The organism is Polyangium mundeleinium (genome assembly GCF_028369105.1).
Taxonomy (GTDB): domain Bacteria; phylum Myxococcota_A; class Polyangia; order Polyangiales; family Polyangiaceae; genus Polyangium; species Polyangium mundeleinium.
In genome coordinates this window covers 8,831,000-8,848,715 of sequence record NZ_JAQNDO010000001.1, presented here as the reverse complement: position 1 = coordinate 8,848,715, position 17,716 = coordinate 8,831,000, and the positions used below count along the sequence as shown (strand labels likewise).

Here is a 17,716-nt window from a genome sequence, read left to right as displayed (position 1 = left end):
GGCAAACCAAGCACCTGATTCTCAAGGCATCTGAAAATCTTCGACGATGCGATAGATGCGGTATCGCTCGCCCTCGCGGCGCAGCCAGAGCACGACCTCTTCGCCGAGCAGCCGATCCGACCCCAGGCGCGACGTCGCGATCGGCACGCGCACCACGACGTCGCCCGTCGAAAGCGCCTCGACGCGAATCGCCGGGTGCGGCGAGGACGTGAGCGCATCCTCCGCGCGGTAGATCTCGAGCTCCACCTCGCGGAAGACGACCTCGCCGGCGAGCTTCGTGTAGTCGAGCCGGCGCATGCGTTGCGTCCAGAAGAGGGGCGCCGAGGGCGCGCTGCCGCTCGGGCCGTAGCTCGTGCTGATCGACAGCGCGTCGCGCGTGAAGAGCGCTTCGAGCGCCTCCATGTCCTCGTCCACGATCGCCCGGAAAAAACCGCTCACCGTGGTGAGAACGGCCTCCGTACCGAGCGGCGTGCGTAGCGTGACGAGCCCCGCCTCCGCGTTCGCCACGTCCTTCGCGCGTGGCGGCGCGCTCGCCGGGTCCACCGCGACGCCGTCCGGCCTCCGGGATCCTTCGGGCAGCTCCGAGGTGGTGGCAAACAGAGGCGCCCCCGCGCCCCCGCAGCCAAGCAGGCTCACGAACAGGAGCACGCACGCCGCCACGGAGACGCGCGTGTGGTGAGGCAGGTCAGATCGGCTCGACGAGAGGGTCATCCGTGCGGGTGAGGGTGACGATCGCACGGTCCTGGACGGCCGTCCATCCGGGCGGCGTCTGGTCGTCGTCGAAGTCGGAGGCGAGGATCGAGAGGCGGCAGGAGGCGAAGTCGGGCAGGCGCATGCGCCCGAGGCCGCCGTCGCCGAGGATCCGCTCGAGGTCCGCGGCGCCCTGGAAAACGCGGCAAACCATGCGGCCGCTCCCGTGCATGGCGATGACGTAATCGGGGGCCGCCACGAGCAGGTTCATGCGGCTCGGTCCCTTGCCCTCCTCGGCCGAGAGCCCGTCGACGAGTGCGACGCTCGAACGGAGCGCGCTGCGCGCCGTCTCCGGCGGTACGTCCTGACGCTCGAGGGCCCCGGCGTCGTGGAGGAACGACAGGAAGAGGTGGAAGAGCAGCTCGCTGTCCGTCTCGCCCCGAACGTCACGCTGCAAGAACTGCGGCAGCGAGTCCGAGAGGCGGCCGCGCAGCGTGGAGAAGGCCTCGACCGTGCCGGTATGCGCGAAGAGCCACTGACGGTACCGGAAGGGGTGCGTGTTCTCCGTGCGCGAGCCGCCGACGGTGCCGAGCCGCACGTGCGCGATCAGCGTGTCGGCGCGCAGGCCGTGGGTCATCTCGGCGATGTTGATCTGCGGACGATCGTCGATGGGGCGGCGTTTCAAGAGGATCTCGCCACCCTGGTAGAAGCCGACGCCCCAGCCCGGGATGCGATCGGGCTGCTTGTGCACCGCGAGGTGGCGCGCTTCGAGCTCGAGAACCCGTGCCCCGAGGTCCGGACGGTTGCCGACGAAGCCGACGAGACGAGCCATGGCTTTTTTCCCTCTCCGCGAGCGCGGTGAGACGTGGGGGATGGACGGAGCCTGCTCCCCTTCTTTGTGATGAAACGGAGGCGTCCGGGCAAGTCACTGCTTTGCTTGCCTGCCCGCATTCGGGCCGCGGGCCTGAACGACGTGGGGAGAGGCAGTGCGGCGTCATCGGGGGCTCCCGCAGCGCCCCTCGATCTCTGATAGACAGGAGCTTCGTCCTTGGCCAGGGTGCCCCGGACGCGTGTTGTGACTCCGTCTCGAACTTCCCCCTCCGCGATGAACACGAAAAGACTCGCCTCCGCGCTCGTGCTCGCGAGCACCCTCGCCGCCGCGACGTTTTCGACCGGATGCGTCGCCCTTTATCCCGAGATCGGGACCAACATCCGCAAGATCACCGCCGAGCAGGCGCTCGATCCGCCGCCGCCCGAAGACCTGCGCTGGATCCGCCTCGTCTCCGCGACGGTCAAGGATTCGATGCGGGACGGCAGGACCTGGAAGCAAGCCATCGGCAAGCTGCCGGATCCCTACGCGAAGCTGTACATCAACGATCAAGAGGTGCTGCGCACGAACCCGAAGAACGAGACGCTCGAACCGAGCTGGGACGACGCGCCGCGTGGCAACTTCCAGGTCTCGTCCGCGGACAAGATGCGCGTGGAGATCTGGGACGCGAACACCGTCACGGACAAGCCCATCGGCGTGAAGGACTTCCGCGCGACCGAGGATCTCGTGCTCGGCGATCGCATCCGGATCGACGTGCCAGGCGCCGGCGAGGTCGTCCTCGCCTACGAGCGCGCGCACGCGATGTTCGGCCTCGGGCTCTGGTTCGAGCTGCGCACGGACACGTGCTTCCTGACGCGCATGATCGGGGGCAGCCCCGCCGAGCGCGCGGGCGCGCAGCCGGGCGACGAGGTCATGCAGATCGGCGGCAAGGACGTGAAGACGATGAGCAGCAACGCGGTGCGAAGCGCGTTCAACTCGATCCCCTCGGACGGCCTGCCGGTCGTGCTGCGGCACGCGGACGGGACGACGGCGAGCGTGACCTTGCGCGAGGGGCCGATCTACCCGACGTTCGCCGAGTTCGGGCAAGTCGACTGATCCGTGAAGGTCCCCGCGTTCAACCTGTCCACCGACGAGATCCGCGAGGAACTCGCCCCGATCCGGCACCCGTTCTCGATCGCGGTCTGCCGCGCGAAAAACCCCTTCAACATCGGCGCGATCATCCGCACGGCGCACTCGTTCCTGGTGCGGGAGATCTTCCTCGTGGGCACGGAGCCCTGGTACGAGCGCGCCGCGATGGGGATGGCGAAGTACGAGACGATCGTCGAGTGCCCCGACGAAGCGGCCTTCCTCGAAGCCGTGCGTGGCCGCCCGTTGATCGGCGTCGAGCGAGATCACGCGCGCACGACGTTATGGGAAGCAGAGATGCCGGACGACCTCGTGTTCCTGTTCGGCAGCGAGAACGACGGGCTCTCGGACACGTTGCTCGCGGCGTGCAGCGAGATCCTGGCGATTCCGATGTATGGGATCAACCACTCGTACCCGGTGGCGATCGCCGCGGGCATGGTGATGTGCGAGTGGGCGCGGCGGCGGGATCCGCGGGGAAAACCCTCGCCGCCGTAGCTCCTCCGCTCTCCGTCTCCTGGGGGAGCCGTCCTACTTGGCCTCCGTGGCCTTGTTACGGCGCTTCTCCAGCCGCTCGAGCACTGCGCGTACGAGGAGCGGCCACGCGACTGTCGCGTCTGCGTACACCTCGGCGTAGCGGCCGCCCTCATTTGGCGGGACGAATTTGCCCCAGCTCACGCCCTCCGAGTAGGTGCAGCCCGAGAGACCGCCCCAGTGCACCGGCTCGGGGCAGATTCGCACGCCGTACTGGAAGCGCGGGTGCGTCACCTCCACGCCGAGCCGGTGGCCCACGATGTCGTAGAACGGCCCGACCTGCTGCGCCCAGTTGCGCGGCACGCCGCCGCCGATCGTGAAGATGCCGAGCTTCTTCTTCGTCGCGATGAGCTTCGCGTAGCTCAGCAGATCGAGGAACGGGTTGAACGCCGGCGGGGCCGCGTGCTTGAACGGATCGAAGTGCGGATCGCTGCCGTGCTGGGCGTGGATCTGCCGGAGCTTCCACACGGCGACGTCGAGGCCTATCTCGCTGTCCGTGAAGGCGGGGACGTAGACGGGCACGTTGTGCAGGTAGGCGCTGCGCAGGATGCCCGGAGAATCACCCATCTCTGCGAGCGCCTTGCCGAGCTGGCGACAGATCATCTCGCTCGACCACGGCACGTTCGGGTCGAGCTTGTCGAGCTCTGCGCGGACGAACTCGTCGATCGTGTTCAGGTTCTTCTCCATCTCGAGCGTGTCGTAGACGCGGTTGTAGCCCTTCTGGAAGAGCACCTCGTCCGGCACGTTCGGGTTTGCCTTGTAGTGCAAAAGCCCCACGGCCTCGCTGAGCCCGTGCGCCATCAGCGCGCCCGTCGAGATGATCGCGTGGATCATCCCCGCTTCGATCATGCGGACGATGACCATGCCCATCTTCGCGACCGTCATCGCGCCGGAGAACGTCGCGACGATCAGGCACTCCGGATCGAGCGTCATCTCCGTCAGCACGTCGCACGCCTCGCCGAGCGAGCGGCCGCTGAAGGCCGTGCGGCCCATGGCCGTGACGAGATCGTCGAAGCTCTTGATTTGCAGGGGATCCAGCGCCGTGATCGGCACGAGCTGGTCCTCCACGCCGTCGTTCAGGTCCCGGACGGCGCGCGGCGGTTCGTGGGGAGGGTGGGGATGTCGGTCGGACATGACGAACACCTTTTGGGTTGTTCGGTCCTTCCGTACAAGTCAGGGGGAGCCGACTTCGATCACTTCCGCTCTTCGAGCGTGCAGGACAGCTTGAAGACCTGATCCTTGGCCGGCAAACCGCGATCGCCGCCCTCCGCCTTCTTGCCGAGGAAGTCCGCCCGCACGAACGTGATCGGGCCCTTCTTCGCGGGCGGCGGAGCTCCCTTGCCGGGCGCCGTCGACGGCGGCGGCGGCGTCGGCCGCGCCGAGGCTCGGTCCGGCGCGTAGAGCGTGGACATCTGCGCGATGCAGGCGTCGTTTCCCGAAAGGCGCACGTCGTAGAGCGCCGAGGCGAGCGAGCCGCTCGCTCCGTCCATCGCGGCCCGGGCATACCCGCGCGTCACGAAGAACCGTGCGCCCGCCTTGGGCTTCGTCCCGCACGAAGCGAGCTTGCCGACCTGGTTGCGGACGTTCGGCACCGTCGTCCAGCCTTCGAGCGTCGGCGCGAGCGGCAGAGGCGCGGGCGCGCCCTTCTTCTCGGGCGGCGGGATCGGGAAGACCCGCATCGCGCTCCAGTCGTTCGAGCTCAAAAGGACCGGGATCCCGTCCTTCGTCGGCTCGCCGAGCGTGCGCGTGCTGCGCGCTGCCACGTGCCCGATGATCCGCGGCGCCTCGCCGAGGGCCCACACGACGAGCGCCGTGTCGCGCATCCACGCGATCGGCTCGCCCTTGTCCACGCCGAACACGACTTCGTTCGTGGGAAGGAGATCGTAGCCGACCTCGGCCGTCTCCACGCCGCCGCCGGCCTTCGTGCGCACGAGCAGGTTCTTCGAGCTGCCCACGCGCAGCGTGAAGAGCGCACGGGCGCCGCTGCCTGCCGCCGCGCGGAGCTCCGTGCCCCACGCCGTGCCCTTCGGCGGCGGGCCGCTCCACGTGCGCACCTTGCCGCCCACCTCGGCCGCGTCGTGCCAGGAGAGCGTCCACTTCGCCGGCTCCGAGCCGGGCTTGTCCGGTCCCTCCTCCTCGAGCAGCGCGACCACGTCCATGAGCCCGTTGCGCGCCGTGGGCGCCGTCCTCGTCGCCCTTCGCGTGCCCTTCGGCGCCGCGCCCTTCTTGCCGAGGAGCTGCGCGATGAGGCTCGAGCTCGAGAGCGGCGCCGTGGCCTGGAGCGGGCCCTCGCTCGTGCACGCGAGCACGCGATCCGCGCCCGGACCGTAGTTCGTCTCGTTGCGCGCGATCGTCACGTCGAACGGAGGATCGGCGCGGTCCTCGCGCGGCTCCTCGGCGCCCCAGCCGATCCGCACGTGCCGATCGAGCATCATGCCGACCTCGGACGAGCTGAACACCGTGGCATCGTCGAGCAGGCCGCTGAGGTCGGGGAGCGACGCGCGCACGGGCTCCGGCAGCGGCACGCTCTGCCACGTCCGGCCGCCGTCGCTCGACGCGCTGATCCCCTCCTCGCCGACCGCGATGCCACGCCCGCCGCGGATGCGCGCGTTCGACGCGCCCTGGAGCCGGTGCGGCTTGCGCGCCTCCTTGCCCGAACCCGTGGCCTGCGAGACCGCGTAGACCCCCTCGTCGTCGGCCATCACGAAGGAGAGCGTGTGCTCGTCGTCCTCCTCGATCGCGCTGATCACGCGGAGCTCGCCGATCGGCTGGAAGTCGATCGTGGCGATGCGCTCCTCCTTGCCGCCCTCGCCGAGCGCGGCGACGTAGACGCGCTTGTGCTCGGGGACGGGTTTGTCCTCGCGATCGCCTTCGCCCTCCTCGCGCGGCTCCTCTTCTTCCTCGCGATCGCGCCCGGATTCCTCCTCGTCGCGGCGCTCCGACTCGGGCACGTCGCCCTCCCAGATGTTGCGCACGAACGCGATGCGGCCGTCGGAGAGCGGACCGGCGCCGCGCGGGTAGAGGTCGATCTCGCCGCGCAGCGTGAGCCAGCGGCCGTCGGGCTGGCGCGCGCAGATGTCGCCGTCGTCGTCCGTGCTGCAGGGGCCGAGCAGGAGGACGCCGCCGCTCGGCGAGGTGCGGAGCTCGGCCTCGCCGCTGCGGATGAGCGCCGGGCGCTCCGGCTTCAAGGCGCCGCCTTCGAGCGAGACGCGCATCACGCCGAAGGGATCGTACCGATCGCCGCCCATCTCCTCGCTGAGCGAGCAAGCGATCCACGCGTTCTTGCCGGCGCGGCTCATGCCACACGCGCCGAGCCCGTCGCCACGCGCGAACTCCGCGGCGGCCGTGACCATGCCGGTTTTCGTGTCGACGCGCGCGAGCAGGCCGTGGCTCGCCACGATCGCGCCGCCGTCGGGCAAAAACACGCCCGCCGCGGCCGCGGCCGCAAGCGGATCGCGGTGCGTCGCGCGGATCCATTTCACGAGCGCCGGCTCGTCTTCCTTGGGCGTGTGATCCGCGAGCCGCCCGAGGCGCGCCTGCGCCACGTCGATCGGCGCGTCGCGGCCCTCGTCGTACACGAACGCGCGGAGCATGTTGTCTCGCAGCGCGATCTCGAACACGCGGAGCGCGTCGCCCTTCACGTCCTCGGTCACGCGCTTCCACGTCGCGCCGCCGTCGGCCGTGACCGCAAGCCCCACGCCGTCGAAGACGCCCGCGCCTTCCTTGCTGTCGCGGAACGCGACCGCGCGCAAAGGCAGGGGCGGCAGCGTGGTCACGGGCTTGATGCGCCCCGTCTCCACGTCGACGAAGCGCGGCATGTCGCCGCCGAAGGTCCACACTGCGACGAGGCCCGCGTACGCGCCCATCGAGCGGATGTCGGACTCGGCCTGGGCGAGCGGCTTCGGGGCGCCGAGCGGATCGTCGAGCCTGTAGATCCCGCGATGACCTCGCGCCACGAGGCGGCGGCCGCCGCTCGGCATCGGGACCTCGACCACCTCTTCGAGCGGCTCGGGCGCGGGCGCGGTCTCGGCCTTCACGGAGCCGTCTTTGCCCACAAGCGCGCGGCGCCCGCCGACGAGGACGAGTGTGCCCGCGTCGAGCTTCGGGCCCACCTCGGTCGCGCCGCCCGCGGACGACCAGTGCGACGGCGGAAGGGGCGCGGGCGCGGCCACCATCACGGGCGGCGGCGCGGGCTTGGCGATGGGCTTGGGCGCGGGCGGCGGCGTGGATGAGCAGGCGGTGGCTGCCGCGGTCGCGAGCGCGGCGAGCGCGACGACGGAGGAGCCGGCGCTCGTCCGGCGAAGCAGGGACCTCTTCATGAGGCGCGCACTGTATCGACTCGTGATCTCGAAATGAAGCGCTCTTTCGTTGGCTCAGGCCTGCGCGATCCAGAGGACGAGCGCGCCGAGGGCGATGCGGTAGAGGCCGAACGGCGCGAGCCCGAAGCGCGTGAGGTATCGCAGGAATGCGGCGATCACGAGCCACGCGACGACGAACGAGGCCGCGAGGCCCACGGCGAGCGAGAGCGGGCCGGAGGGAGAGGCGAGCAGCGCCGCGCCGCCCTTGACGAGGTCGTAAAAGGTCGCGGCGCCGAGCGTGGGGATGGCGAGCAGAAAGGAGAAGTCTGCCGCGGCCTTGGTGCGCAGGCCGGCGAGCTGGCCGCCCACGATCGTGGTCATGGAGCGCGACGCGCCGGGCCAGAGCGCGAAGCACTGAAAGAGGCCGATCACGGCGGCGCGGCCGAGCGTGATGGAGGCGAGCTCCGGATCGTCGTCCGCGCCCGACTCCGCGCCGTTTCTGCGCCGCCACGCGTCGACGCCGGTCATCACGACGCCGCCGACGATGAGCGCGAGGCCGACGGGACCGGGGCCGAAGAGGCGCTCCTTGATGAAGCCGTGCAGCAGAAAGCCCACGAACGCGGCCGGGGTGAAGGCGACGGCGAGCGCTGCGAGCAGGCGCAGGCTCGCGGGGTCTTTGCGCAGGCAGCCGCGGGCGAGCGCGGCGAGGCGGGCGCGGTAGTACACGACGACCGCGACCACGGCGCCGAGCTGGATCACCACGTCCAGCGTCTTCGCGACCTCGTCGTGCTTGCCGAGCCAGGCGCCGAGCAGGATGAGGTGACCGGTCGACGAGACGGGCAAGAACTCGGTGAGGCCCTCGAGCGCGCCGAGGAGAAGGGCGTCGAGCCAGGTCATCCGAGGGTCAAGCTGCGGCGCCGCGTCGGGCTTCGAGGCTGGCCTGGTCGGCGGCGGCCTGGGTCGTCGCGTAGCGGGCGAAGCGCTTCGTGCCGCCCATGAAGATGCGCCCCTGATCCTTGAGCGTCTTCAGCGCGGAGCCGACGGCGGAGCGCGTGAAGCCGGACTGCCGCTCGATCTCGCCCACGCTGAGGCCACTTCCATTGCCGACGATGCGAGCGATGCGCTCGATGGCCGCGGCGCGCTCCTCGTGCGTCGGGCGGGCGGCGTTCCTGCGCTCGGAGACGGGGGCGCGGACGGTGGCCGGGGCGCGGTTCGGCGCGCGTTTGCCGCGGGAGGAGGTGGGCGCGGAGGGCGCGGAGGCCGGCGCGGACCTCACTTGCACCGTGCGCGGGGTGGGGACGCGTGTGGCCGGCGCGCGCTCGATCCCCAGCCGACGGAGGAGGAGCGCGCGGATCTGGTCTGCCAAGTCGCGGGAAAACTTGCTGACGAGCTCTTCGAGCTCCGCGTCGAAGGGTTGCGCCATGGGACCCGACCCTAGCATGTTCGGGGTGATTTTCCGCGAGCGCGGGTTCTTGTTCCGCGGGGGCGCGGGGACGTCAGTCGGTCCGGGCCGCCCTCGGCTCCTTCCCGAGCCATGTGTACACGACGGGCAACACGAACAGCGTGAGGAGCGTCGCCGTCAAGAGCCCGCCGATCACCACCGTCGCGAGGGGTCGCTGCACCTCGCTGCCCGGCGCCGTCGAGATCGCCATCGGGACGAAGCCGAGCGACGCGACGAGGGCCGTCATGAGCACGGGGCGCAGACGAAGCTCCGCGGCATGCTCGATGGCATCCGCGTGGCCCATGCCCTGCTCTTCCAGGTGCCGCGCGAACGAAACCAGCACGAGGCCGTTCAGCACCGCCACGCCGAAGAGCGCGATGAAGCCGACGCCGGCCGAGATCGAGAACGGGATGCCGCGGAGCCAGAGCGCGAAGATGCCGCCGATGGTCGCGAACGGCACGCCGAGGAAGATCAAGAGCGCGGCGCGCGTGGAGCGAAACGCGAACCAGAGCAGGAACAGAATGAGCGCGAGCGCGAGCGGCACGACGATGGAAAGGCGCGCCTTGGCTTCCTCGTAATGCTCGAACTGTCCACCCCATACGGCGCGATACCCTGTCGGCAGCCGCGCGCCGCGCTCCACCGCGGCCTGGGCCTCCGCCACGACGGAGAGCAGATCCCGGCCGCGGACGTTGAACTCCACGGTCAGGCGGCGCGATTGATTCTCGCGGCTCACCTGCGCAGGCCCCGTGAGGAACTTCAGCTCGGCGACGTCCCCGAGCGGCACGATCTGCCCGCTCACCGATCGCAAGGGCAAGGCGCGCAGCGCGTCGAGCTCCCCGTTGAAGCCGTGACCTGTCTTCACGACGATCCCGAAGCGGCGCTCGCCCTCCATCACCTCGCCCGTCGAATGCCCCACGGCCATCGTCTCGACGATCTGGTTGACGTCGGCCACCGTCAGGCCATACCGCGCGAGCTTGCCGCGATCGGGAATGACGCGCAGATACGAGAGCCCCGCGACCTGCTCCACCCGGACGTCCTCCGCGCCGGGGATCTTTCGAACGATCTCGGCCACGCGGTCGCCGTGGGTGCGGAGCTGGTCGAGGTCGGGCCCATAGAGGAGCACGGCGACGTCCGAGCGTACGCCCGCCACGAGCTCGTTCGTGCGCATTTGAATCGGCTGCGAAACGCCGCCTGCCACCTCCGGCACCTTGTGCTCGACGGCCTCGGCGATCTCCTTGGCGATGTCCTCCTTGGTGATGCCTGGCCTCCACGTGTCCCGCGGCTTGAGACCCACGTACACGTCGGATTGCTCGACGCCCATCGGATCGGTCGCGAGCTCCGGCGCCCCCGTGCGGCTGACGACGTAATCGACCTCCGGGACCTCTTTGATCGCTTTTTGCAACCGAAGGTCCGTCGAGACGGATTCGCTCAGCGCGATCCCGGGGAGCCGCCTCGCCTCGACGAGGAGATCTCCCTCGTCGAGCTGCGGCACGAACTCGGCGCCGACCCGCGTGAACACCACGGCCGCCGCCGCGAGCGCGAGCACGCCGGCCGTCAAGGGGACCCACCGCCGCCGCATTGCACGCCGGAGCAGCGGGATGTAAAGCGCGTGCGCTTTCCGCAAGAGCCACGTCTCGTGTTCGCCCTTTCCAGGGCGAATCAAGTAACTCGCGAGGACGGGGACGAACGTGAGCGAGAGGAGGAATGCCCCGAGCAAGGCGAGCAGCACGGTGATCGCCATGGGGTGGAACAGCTTTCCCTCGATCCCCGTGAGCGCCAGGATCGGCAGATACACGATGGCGATGATCGCCTCGCCGAAGACGCTGGCCGAGCGCACTTCGAGCGTCGCCTCGCGCACGGTCTCCACGCGCTCGCCTTCGGTGAGCGCGCGCCCGATCTCCAGTTGCCGGAGCGAGAGCCGCCGGACGGCGTTCTCGACGATGATCACGGCTCCATCCACGATGAGCCCGAAATCGATGGCGCCGAGGCTCATCAGGTTCCCGGACAACCCCGCCGCGTTCATGACCGTGATCGCGAAGAGCATCGACAGCGGGATGACCAGGGCGACGACGAGGCCCGCGCGGAGATCGCCGAGCAGGAGAAACAGGATGCCAATGACGAGGAGCGCGCCCTCGATGAGGTTCGTCGCGACGGTCTTGATCGTGCGATTCACGAGCACCGAGCGGTCGTAAAACGGCTCGATCCGCGTGCCCTCGGGCAGCGACGGCTGAATCGCGGCGAGCCGCTCCTTGACGGCTTGCGTGACCGTGCGGGAGTTCTCGCCCATCAGCATCATCGCGACGCCGACGACCACCTCGCCCTCGCCGTTCTTCGACGCGGCGCCCCTGCGCAGGCGTGGCCCGAATTGCACGTCGGCCACCGTGTCCATCGTGACGGGCACGCCGTCCGACGTCGCGCCGATGACGACACGCCGCAGGTCGTCGAGGTCTTTCACGAGCCCATCGGAGCCGATGACGAACTGCTCGCGGTTGTGCTCGATGTACCCGCCGCCCGCGTTGGCGTTCGACTTTTCGAGCGCATCGATCACCTGCGCGACCGAGATCCCGGCCGCCTGGAGCCGCTTCGGGTCGAGGACGATCTGATACTGTTTGTCCTCGCCGCCGAAGCTGTTCACCTCGACGATCCCGGGGACGGTGCGGAGCGCGGGAGCGATCTGCCAGTCGAGCACCTCCTCGAGCTGCATCAGCGTGAGGTTGTCGTTGCGAACGGCGAATTGATAGATCTCGCCGAGGCCGCTGCTGATGGGCCCCATCTCGGGCATGCCGTATTGCTCGGGGACGGCCTCCTGCGCCTCGCGCATGCGCTCGTTCACGAGCTGCCGCGCGAAGTAGATGTCCGTGCCGTCGCGGAAGACGACCGTCACGACGGACAACCCATACTTGGAGATCGAACGGATCTCGGTCGTGTTCGGGATGCCGGCCATGGCCCGCTCGACCGGGACCGACACGTATTGCTCGACCTCGACCGGCGAGAGCGCGGGCGCCGTCGTGATGACCTGCACCTGCACGTTGGTGACGTCGGGGACGGCGTCGATCGGGAGGGTCGTCGCCGCGCGAATGCCGAAGAGCGCAAACAGGACGGTCGCCGCGACGATGACCAATCGATTCCGCAGCGACCACGCGACGATCGCAGAGAGGAAGGCCATCAGTGGTGACCCTCCTCGTCGATCGTGCCCTTGAGGACCGCGCTCTTCAGCGTGAAGACCCCCTCGACGACGACCTCCTCACCCTCGCCGAGGCCCGAGAGCACCTCGACCGTGCCGAGCGCCGAATCCCCGAGCACGACGTCGTGCATCTCGAACGCCCCTTCCTCGGGGAGTTTGACGAAGACCACGGGCTTCTGTCCGATTTCGGTGATCGCCGACCGCGGCACGAGCAGGCGCGGCTCGCGGGCCTGGTCGCCCCCGGTCGCCACGTAGGCCGTGCCGAAGAGCCCGATGCGCAGCATGTCGTCGCGGTTCTGGAGGTGGATTCGCGCCGTCACGGTGCGGGCGACGGGATCGATTTGTTGCCCGATGTATTCGAGCGATCCCGCGAAACGTGTGGTCGGGTAGGCATTGAGCTCCACCTCGGCCCCGGCCCCGACGCGCAGCCGCCCGAGGTCTTTTTCGAAGACCCGGCCGAGAAACCACACTTCACGCAGATCCGCGATGCTGCCGAGGACGTGCTCGGCGGTCACCGGCTGGCCGACGACGGCGTCCCGCGCGAGGATCGTGCCGTCGATCGGCGCGCGAAGCGTGAGCAAAAAGGGCGCGCCTCGCGAAGCGCCCGCGCCCATGGCCGTGAGCTGCTCACCAAGCGCCGCGGCTTCGATCGAGAGCGCGCGCGCCTCGGCTTCCGCGTCGAGGACAGCTTGCTCCGAGGTGAGCCGCTGTTCGAGAAGCGCCTTCAGCCGCGCCGCATTCTCGCGCGCCGCTTTGGCCTTGGCCAGCGTCGCCGCTTGCGCCCCGCGCACCTTGCCGAGCTCGGGGACACGCACCACCGCGAGGACGTCGCCTTTTTTGACGGCCGCGCCCTCCTTGAAATGCACCTCTTCGAGTTTTCCCTCCGCAGGCGAGGAAATGCGCGCCGAGCGATCCGGATCCGCGGCAATCGCGCCGGGCAGCGCGATCGTGATGGCCAACGTCCCCATGCGGACGGGCGCCGTGTGAATGCGCGCATCCGTGATCACCGAAGGCGACAGGGTGACGCGTCGCGGGAGCTCCTCGTGCTCCCCATGCTCGCCGTGCTCGCCTTCGCCATGTCCGTGCGCGGAGGCGGCCGCCGAGGGAGCCGCCTTCGCGGGCTCGTCTTTGTGGTTCTCTCCCGCCCCGCGTTTGTCGCAGCCGGACGCAGCCAGCAGCAGCGCGAATCCGAGGACACATGCTCCCTTCCTCATGGCGTACCTCGTTCGAGCGGATAACCGGAGGCCAGCGCGAGATCGACGGAGCCGAGCGCCAGGTTTTTTCGGGTCTCGAAGCCCGCGCGCAGCAGATCCACGAGGGCTTGCTGGGAGACGACCGCGTCTTTGGGACCGAGGCGACCGGCCTCGATCTCCGACGCAATCGCGCGCAGGCTCTGCTCGGCGCGCCCGAGCCGTTCGGCGGTGTAAAGGTCGTTTTGCGCGCGCAGCGAGGCGTACGCCGAGAGGGCGTTTGCGAGGTCGAGCCGCAGCGCGCGGCGTGCTTGTTCGGCTTCGGTCCTGGAGCGCCGGGAGAGCGCCTCGGATTCGGCGATTTCACCTGCATAGGTGCGGCCCACGGGCTGCGGCAGCGGGATCGGCATGGACAGGCCGACGCCGAAGACGCGCTCGTTGAAGCCGTCGTTCTGTGCGAACACCGAGAGCGTCGGATTCGGAACACGCGCGCGCCGGTACATCGACGCCCGCGCCTCGTGAGCGCGCCCCGAGGCTTCGAGGGCCTGGACCTCGGGCCGCTCCTCGACGGCGCGTGGATCTTGCTTCGCCGCGAACGCCTCGACGCCCGCGAGCGGGACGAGCTCGCCTTCGATGGCCACCTCGCGACGCGGATCGAGGCCCATCGCGCCGAGGAGCGCCGTTTTGGCCTGCTCTGCGCGGCGCGCTGCGCCGATGCGCTCCTGCGCGACACGTGCATACGCGACCTCGGCCACGTCCGCGTCGATCCCGGACACGAGGCCCTTGTCCGCCGCGGCGCGTGTCGCCGTCGCGACCCGCGTGGTGAGCGATTCGACGAGCGAAAAGAGGCGCACCTCTTCGCGGGCGGCGATCGCCTCGAAATAGGCCCGCCATGCGGCGGCGGCGACCTCGCGGTCCGTCACCGCGACGGCCTTCTCCTGCGCTTCTCGCTCGGCGTCTGCGGCGCGCCTCCTCGCCCCGCGTTGCCCGGCGATCTCGATCTCCTGCGAGAGCGTGGCGTACCAGTTGAGGACGGGCCCCTGACCGGCGGCTTCTCGCCGCGCGGCCGACAGGGCCAGCACGGGATTCGAAGGCAGGACCGGGCTCGTGGCCTCTTGCCGGCCCTTCACAGCTTCGAGGCCCTGGCGCTCGGCCTTCGCGGCGAGGCTCGCCTCGAGCGCGCACGGAATCAGATTGGCGCGCGTGAGGGCCGTCGTGCATGTCGACGTCCCCGCGCTTGTTTCCACGGCATAACACAAACTGGCGACCGCCACGGCGGCGACCGCGATGAAGCGCGTCCGTTTCACGACCCAAACTCCTCCGCCAGGCGCGAAAAAAGCGCGCGTGACGGTTCCCGGGAGAGGGCGGGCAGGCGGCATGCCTCAAAAGGCAGGCGCGCGCGGCCACCCCACGTTTACGGGTTCACGGAATCAGGCGCGGGTCTGTCTGGGGGGTCGATACACGGCCGCGGGATCGGGCCTCGGAGGCGCGAATGCTTCGTAGGGCGCGAGCGCGATCTCCGCGCCGCTCGGGAGCTCGATCAGAAAAGGCGAGGGGGGGAGGAGCGGGAGCGCGCCCATCGGGTGCGTGCAGTGACAGTCGGGACAGCCCGGGGGGCACTCGCGCCCGTCCTTCTCGTTCGGACAGTCGTCGTCCCGGTGGTCGCTCCCCTCGGCGCCCTGGAGGGCGGCGACCGCGTCCACGGCGAAATGCGGCAGCCCGGTCATCTGGAAGGCGGTGAGGGCCACGAACAAACGGACGGCCACGAGGAGAATCCGCATGGCGCGGGATCCCCGGGGGAACCGTCTCCGTCGGAGGGGGGCCGTTTTCACTCGCCTGCCTGACGTTACTCCCTGGCGGGACTGGCTGCAACAAGGCGCGCGCGGGCGGCGCCTCGTTTCACTTCGGCCCGTCGGACGCGCAGAAGCCGCCGATGCATTTCGCGTCCGGGTCGCAGCAATTCGCGGACGTCATGCAGGCCTCGCCGAGCTTCGAGCAGCCTTGCGACTGGTCGGAGCAGACGAGCGCGCCGCTCTGCGCGTCGGGCTTGCAGAAGCCGTCGCAGCATTCGAATCCGGCGCTGCAACCCTCGCCGAGCTGCTTGCAGGGCGACTTCGCCCATTCGCCGCGCATGTTCTGGTTGTCGAGCCCCTGGCCGGGCAGCCAGAACGCCGGGTGGCTCGGATCCTGGCCGGGCACGGGATTCGCGTCGATCGCCGTCACCCAGAGCTGCTTGCGCCGCGTGTTCGGGTTCGTGTCGAGCAGCGTATTGCCGTACTTGCGCTCGGACACGATGACGAGCCAGAAATACCCGCCGAGCGAGAACGGATTGAACGTCGGCTCGTAGTTCGTCGTCGTCTGCTCGGCCTCGATGTGGCCCATGCCGTTCGTGTTGTCGAGCGGGATGACCACCGAGCCGTCCGTGTTCGTGAGCCAGATCTCGGCCAGCGCGCCGCGCGAGCGCGCCTGCGTCGAGCGCTCGAACGCGATCCATTTCGAGTCGGGGCTGAAGGTCGGGAACGTGACCGTGGGCCGGCCGGCGTCGTTCAGCACGATCATCTTCGTATTCGTGAAGGACGGGATGGCCAGGTTCACGTCCGTCACCCAGAGCGTCGATTGGTTGAAATCGAGCCCATTGCCGTCCGTGCGCACGCTGAACGCGATCTTCTGGCCGTCGCCGGACCAGGCCGGGTGCGCGGGCGCGCCGCCGCCGGGGTTCAACTGGGCGAGCTCGACGTCGCTGTTGTACGTGCTGAGCGAGAGGAAGCCCGTCGAATTGAAGGCGCCGTCGCTCCAGTGCCGCCAGAGCACGTGCGAGCCGTTCGGCGAGATCGCCTGGAAGCCGGACGAGGCTTCCGTGTTGAAGAGCGACGTGCCCGTCGCCGGGTCGAACGTGCCCCAGGGGCTATAGCCGCCGTGGAACGAGGCCACGAGCCGCGTCCCGTCCTTCGAGACGCTGTGGCAGGCCACGCAGCCGACGCCGGGGGGCGGCGTGAGGAACGCCTCGGGGCCGAGATCGCCCGGCTTGATGCGCACGACGCTGCCCGTGTTGACCTCCCAGTAATAAATGGTGCCGGCGAGGTTTGCCGGGGCGATCTTCCAGGTCTGCGTCTTCGCGACGTAGGCCTTCGTCCCGTCGAAGCGGGCGATGTCCACCTGCACGTCGCCGCTCGTGGAGTCGGTGAGCTTGCGCCAGATGTCGTCGGGCACCTTGGGGAAATCGAAGCGCGAGGGCGGCGGCACGGCGCGCCAGGTCTCGTATTCGAATGCGGGGCTCTTGACGTGAATGTGATAGACGTCGCCCGCGTTTCCGCCATTCCACTGGATCGTGGGCCCGAGCAGGCCACGCGGGAACACCGTCTTGTCGTAGGGATAGAGGAGCGAAAGGGCCGGGTCCGCTTCGGCCGCCGTGGGGAATTGCGCCTTGACGTTCGGATCGATCATCTGCGAATCGTCGAGGTAGCGGAGCTTGACGGTGGCCGTGGTCGAGCCTTTCACGCCGTCCGCCTCGAACGTGACGGTGCCCGTGCCGCCGAGCAGGCCGCTCGCGGTGAACGCGCCGTTTGCCGGGACGATGCTGCCGATGTCGCCGCGATCGTAGGTCCACGATCCGACCACGTCGACCACGCTGCCCGAGCTCGTGAGGCCGGTCGCCTTGTAGGTGATGGGCGGCGGGATCTGGCCATTGACGACCTCGATCACGAGGTCCTTCGGCGTCACGTCGATCGACACGAGCTGGCCCACGCCGCCGTCGCCGAAGATGTCGCCGCCGAGGCCCTCACCGCCGTTCCCCGCGCCGCCGGCGCCGCCCGATCCGCTGCTGCTCGCGGCGCCGGCGCCCTGGGTGGTTTCACTCCCCGATCCGCCGCACGCGGCGAAAAAAGCAGCGACGAGGGGGATCGCGATGGCGGCGAGCGTGAGGGGACGACGCATACGGCAAGCTCCAGTCTCGGGGTAGAGGGGGGAGATCCTATCGGAGGAGTGGGACTCGCCGCATCTGGAAAGGGTGGGGAGGCGGAGGCGGAGGCGGAAGCGCGGGCGGGGTGGTGTTCAGGAGATCGGGACCGGCGAGGTGCTCCAAAACGGATCGCTTGGGGCTCCAAAATGGAGCGGGGAGGCTCCAAAGTGAGGTCCCCGCGCTCGGGATCGGTCATGGGGAGGCTCCAAAGTGAGGTCCCCGCGCTCGGGATCGGTCATGGGGAGGCTCCAAAGTGAGGTCCCCGCGCTCGGGATCGGTCATGGGGAGGCTCCAAAGTGAGGTCCCCGCGCTCGGGATCGGTCATGGGGAGGCTCCAAAGTGAGGTCCCCGCGCTCGGGATCGATCATGGGGAGGCTCCAAAGTGAGGTCCGGGCGCTCGGGATCGATCATGGGGAGGCTCCAAAGTGAGGTCCGGGCGCTCGGGATCGGTCATGGGGAGGCTCCAAAGT

At 69.5% G+C, this 17,716-nt stretch carries 13 protein-coding genes; 2 read left to right on the top strand and 11 right to left on the bottom strand.

The window, feature by feature from the left end:
* Positions 1–21: 21 nt before the first annotated feature.
* Positions 22–660 carry a hypothetical protein gene (locus POL67_RS34990; RefSeq protein WP_271924965.1) on the bottom strand — a complete coding sequence of 213 codons (639 nt, stop codon included), beginning with the start codon at positions 658–660 and terminating at the stop codon, positions 22–24.
* A 25-nt stretch (positions 661–685) separates the two neighbouring features.
* Positions 686–1,522, bottom strand: coding sequence for a class II glutamine amidotransferase (locus POL67_RS34985; protein ID WP_271924964.1), 837 nt, complete (start codon positions 1,520–1,522; stop codon positions 686–688).
* A gap of 273 nt (positions 1,523–1,795) precedes the next feature.
* Here POL67_RS34985 and POL67_RS34980 point away from each other — a divergent pair, with 273 nt between their 5' ends.
* Complete coding sequence (locus POL67_RS34980) at positions 1,796–2,614, top strand: PDZ domain-containing protein (RefSeq protein ID WP_271924963.1); 819 nt, start codon at positions 1,796–1,798, stop codon at positions 2,612–2,614.
* Positions 2,615–2,617: 3 nt separating this feature from the next.
* Positions 2,618–3,139, top strand: coding sequence for a TrmH family RNA methyltransferase (locus tag POL67_RS34975; RefSeq protein ID WP_271924962.1), 522 nt, complete (start codon positions 2,618–2,620; stop codon positions 3,137–3,139).
* Between the two features lie 33 nt (positions 3,140–3,172).
* Here the strand turns inward: POL67_RS34975 and POL67_RS34970 are convergent, their stop codons facing one another.
* The 9 genes from POL67_RS34970 to POL67_RS34930 all read right to left on the bottom strand — a co-directional run bounded on the left by POL67_RS34970 (position 3,173) and on the right by POL67_RS34930 (position 17,221).
* The gene (locus POL67_RS34970) at positions 3,173–4,309 is read right to left on the bottom strand and encodes a deoxyhypusine synthase family protein (protein ID WP_271924961.1); all 1,137 of its coding nucleotides are present in this window, start codon (positions 4,307–4,309) and stop codon (positions 3,173–3,175) included.
* A gap of 59 nt (positions 4,310–4,368) precedes the next feature.
* Entirely contained in the window at positions 4,369–7,494 is a 3,126-nt protein-coding gene (locus POL67_RS34965; protein ID WP_271924960.1) for a beta propeller repeat protein, read from the bottom strand.
* 54 nt (positions 7,495–7,548) lie between these two features.
* Positions 7,549–8,370, bottom strand: coding sequence for an undecaprenyl-diphosphate phosphatase (locus POL67_RS34960; RefSeq protein WP_271924959.1), 822 nt, complete (start codon positions 8,368–8,370; stop codon positions 7,549–7,551).
* A 7-nt stretch (positions 8,371–8,377) separates the two neighbouring features.
* Positions 8,378–8,896: a hypothetical protein gene (locus tag POL67_RS34955; RefSeq protein WP_271924958.1), complete on the bottom strand. Its 519-nt coding sequence runs from the start codon at positions 8,894–8,896 to the stop codon at positions 8,378–8,380.
* 73 nt (positions 8,897–8,969) lie between these two features.
* Positions 8,970–12,080 carry an efflux RND transporter permease subunit gene (locus tag POL67_RS34950; protein ID WP_271924957.1) on the bottom strand — a complete coding sequence of 1,037 codons (3,111 nt, stop codon included), beginning with the start codon at positions 12,078–12,080 and terminating at the stop codon, positions 8,970–8,972.
* On the bottom strand, positions 12,080–13,312 hold the full coding sequence (locus POL67_RS34945; protein WP_271924956.1) for an efflux RND transporter periplasmic adaptor subunit: 1,233 nt from the start codon (positions 13,310–13,312) through the stop codon (positions 12,080–12,082). The genes POL67_RS34950 and POL67_RS34945 overlap by 1 nt, the downstream gene beginning before the upstream one ends.
* Positions 13,309–14,595, bottom strand: a complete 1,287-nt coding sequence (locus POL67_RS34940; protein WP_271924955.1) for a TolC family protein — start codon at positions 14,593–14,595, stop codon at positions 13,309–13,311. The genes POL67_RS34945 and POL67_RS34940 overlap by 4 nt, the downstream gene beginning before the upstream one ends.
* A gap of 123 nt (positions 14,596–14,718) precedes the next feature.
* The gene (locus POL67_RS34935; RefSeq protein ID WP_271924954.1) at positions 14,719–15,069 is read right to left on the bottom strand and encodes a hypothetical protein; all 351 of its coding nucleotides are present in this window, start codon (positions 15,067–15,069) and stop codon (positions 14,719–14,721) included.
* Positions 15,070–15,187: 118 nt separating this feature from the next.
* Complete coding sequence (locus POL67_RS34930; protein ID WP_271924953.1) at positions 15,188–17,221, bottom strand: TolB-like translocation protein; 2,034 nt, start codon at positions 17,219–17,221, stop codon at positions 15,188–15,190.
* Between the last annotated feature and the right edge of the window lie 495 nt (positions 17,222–17,716).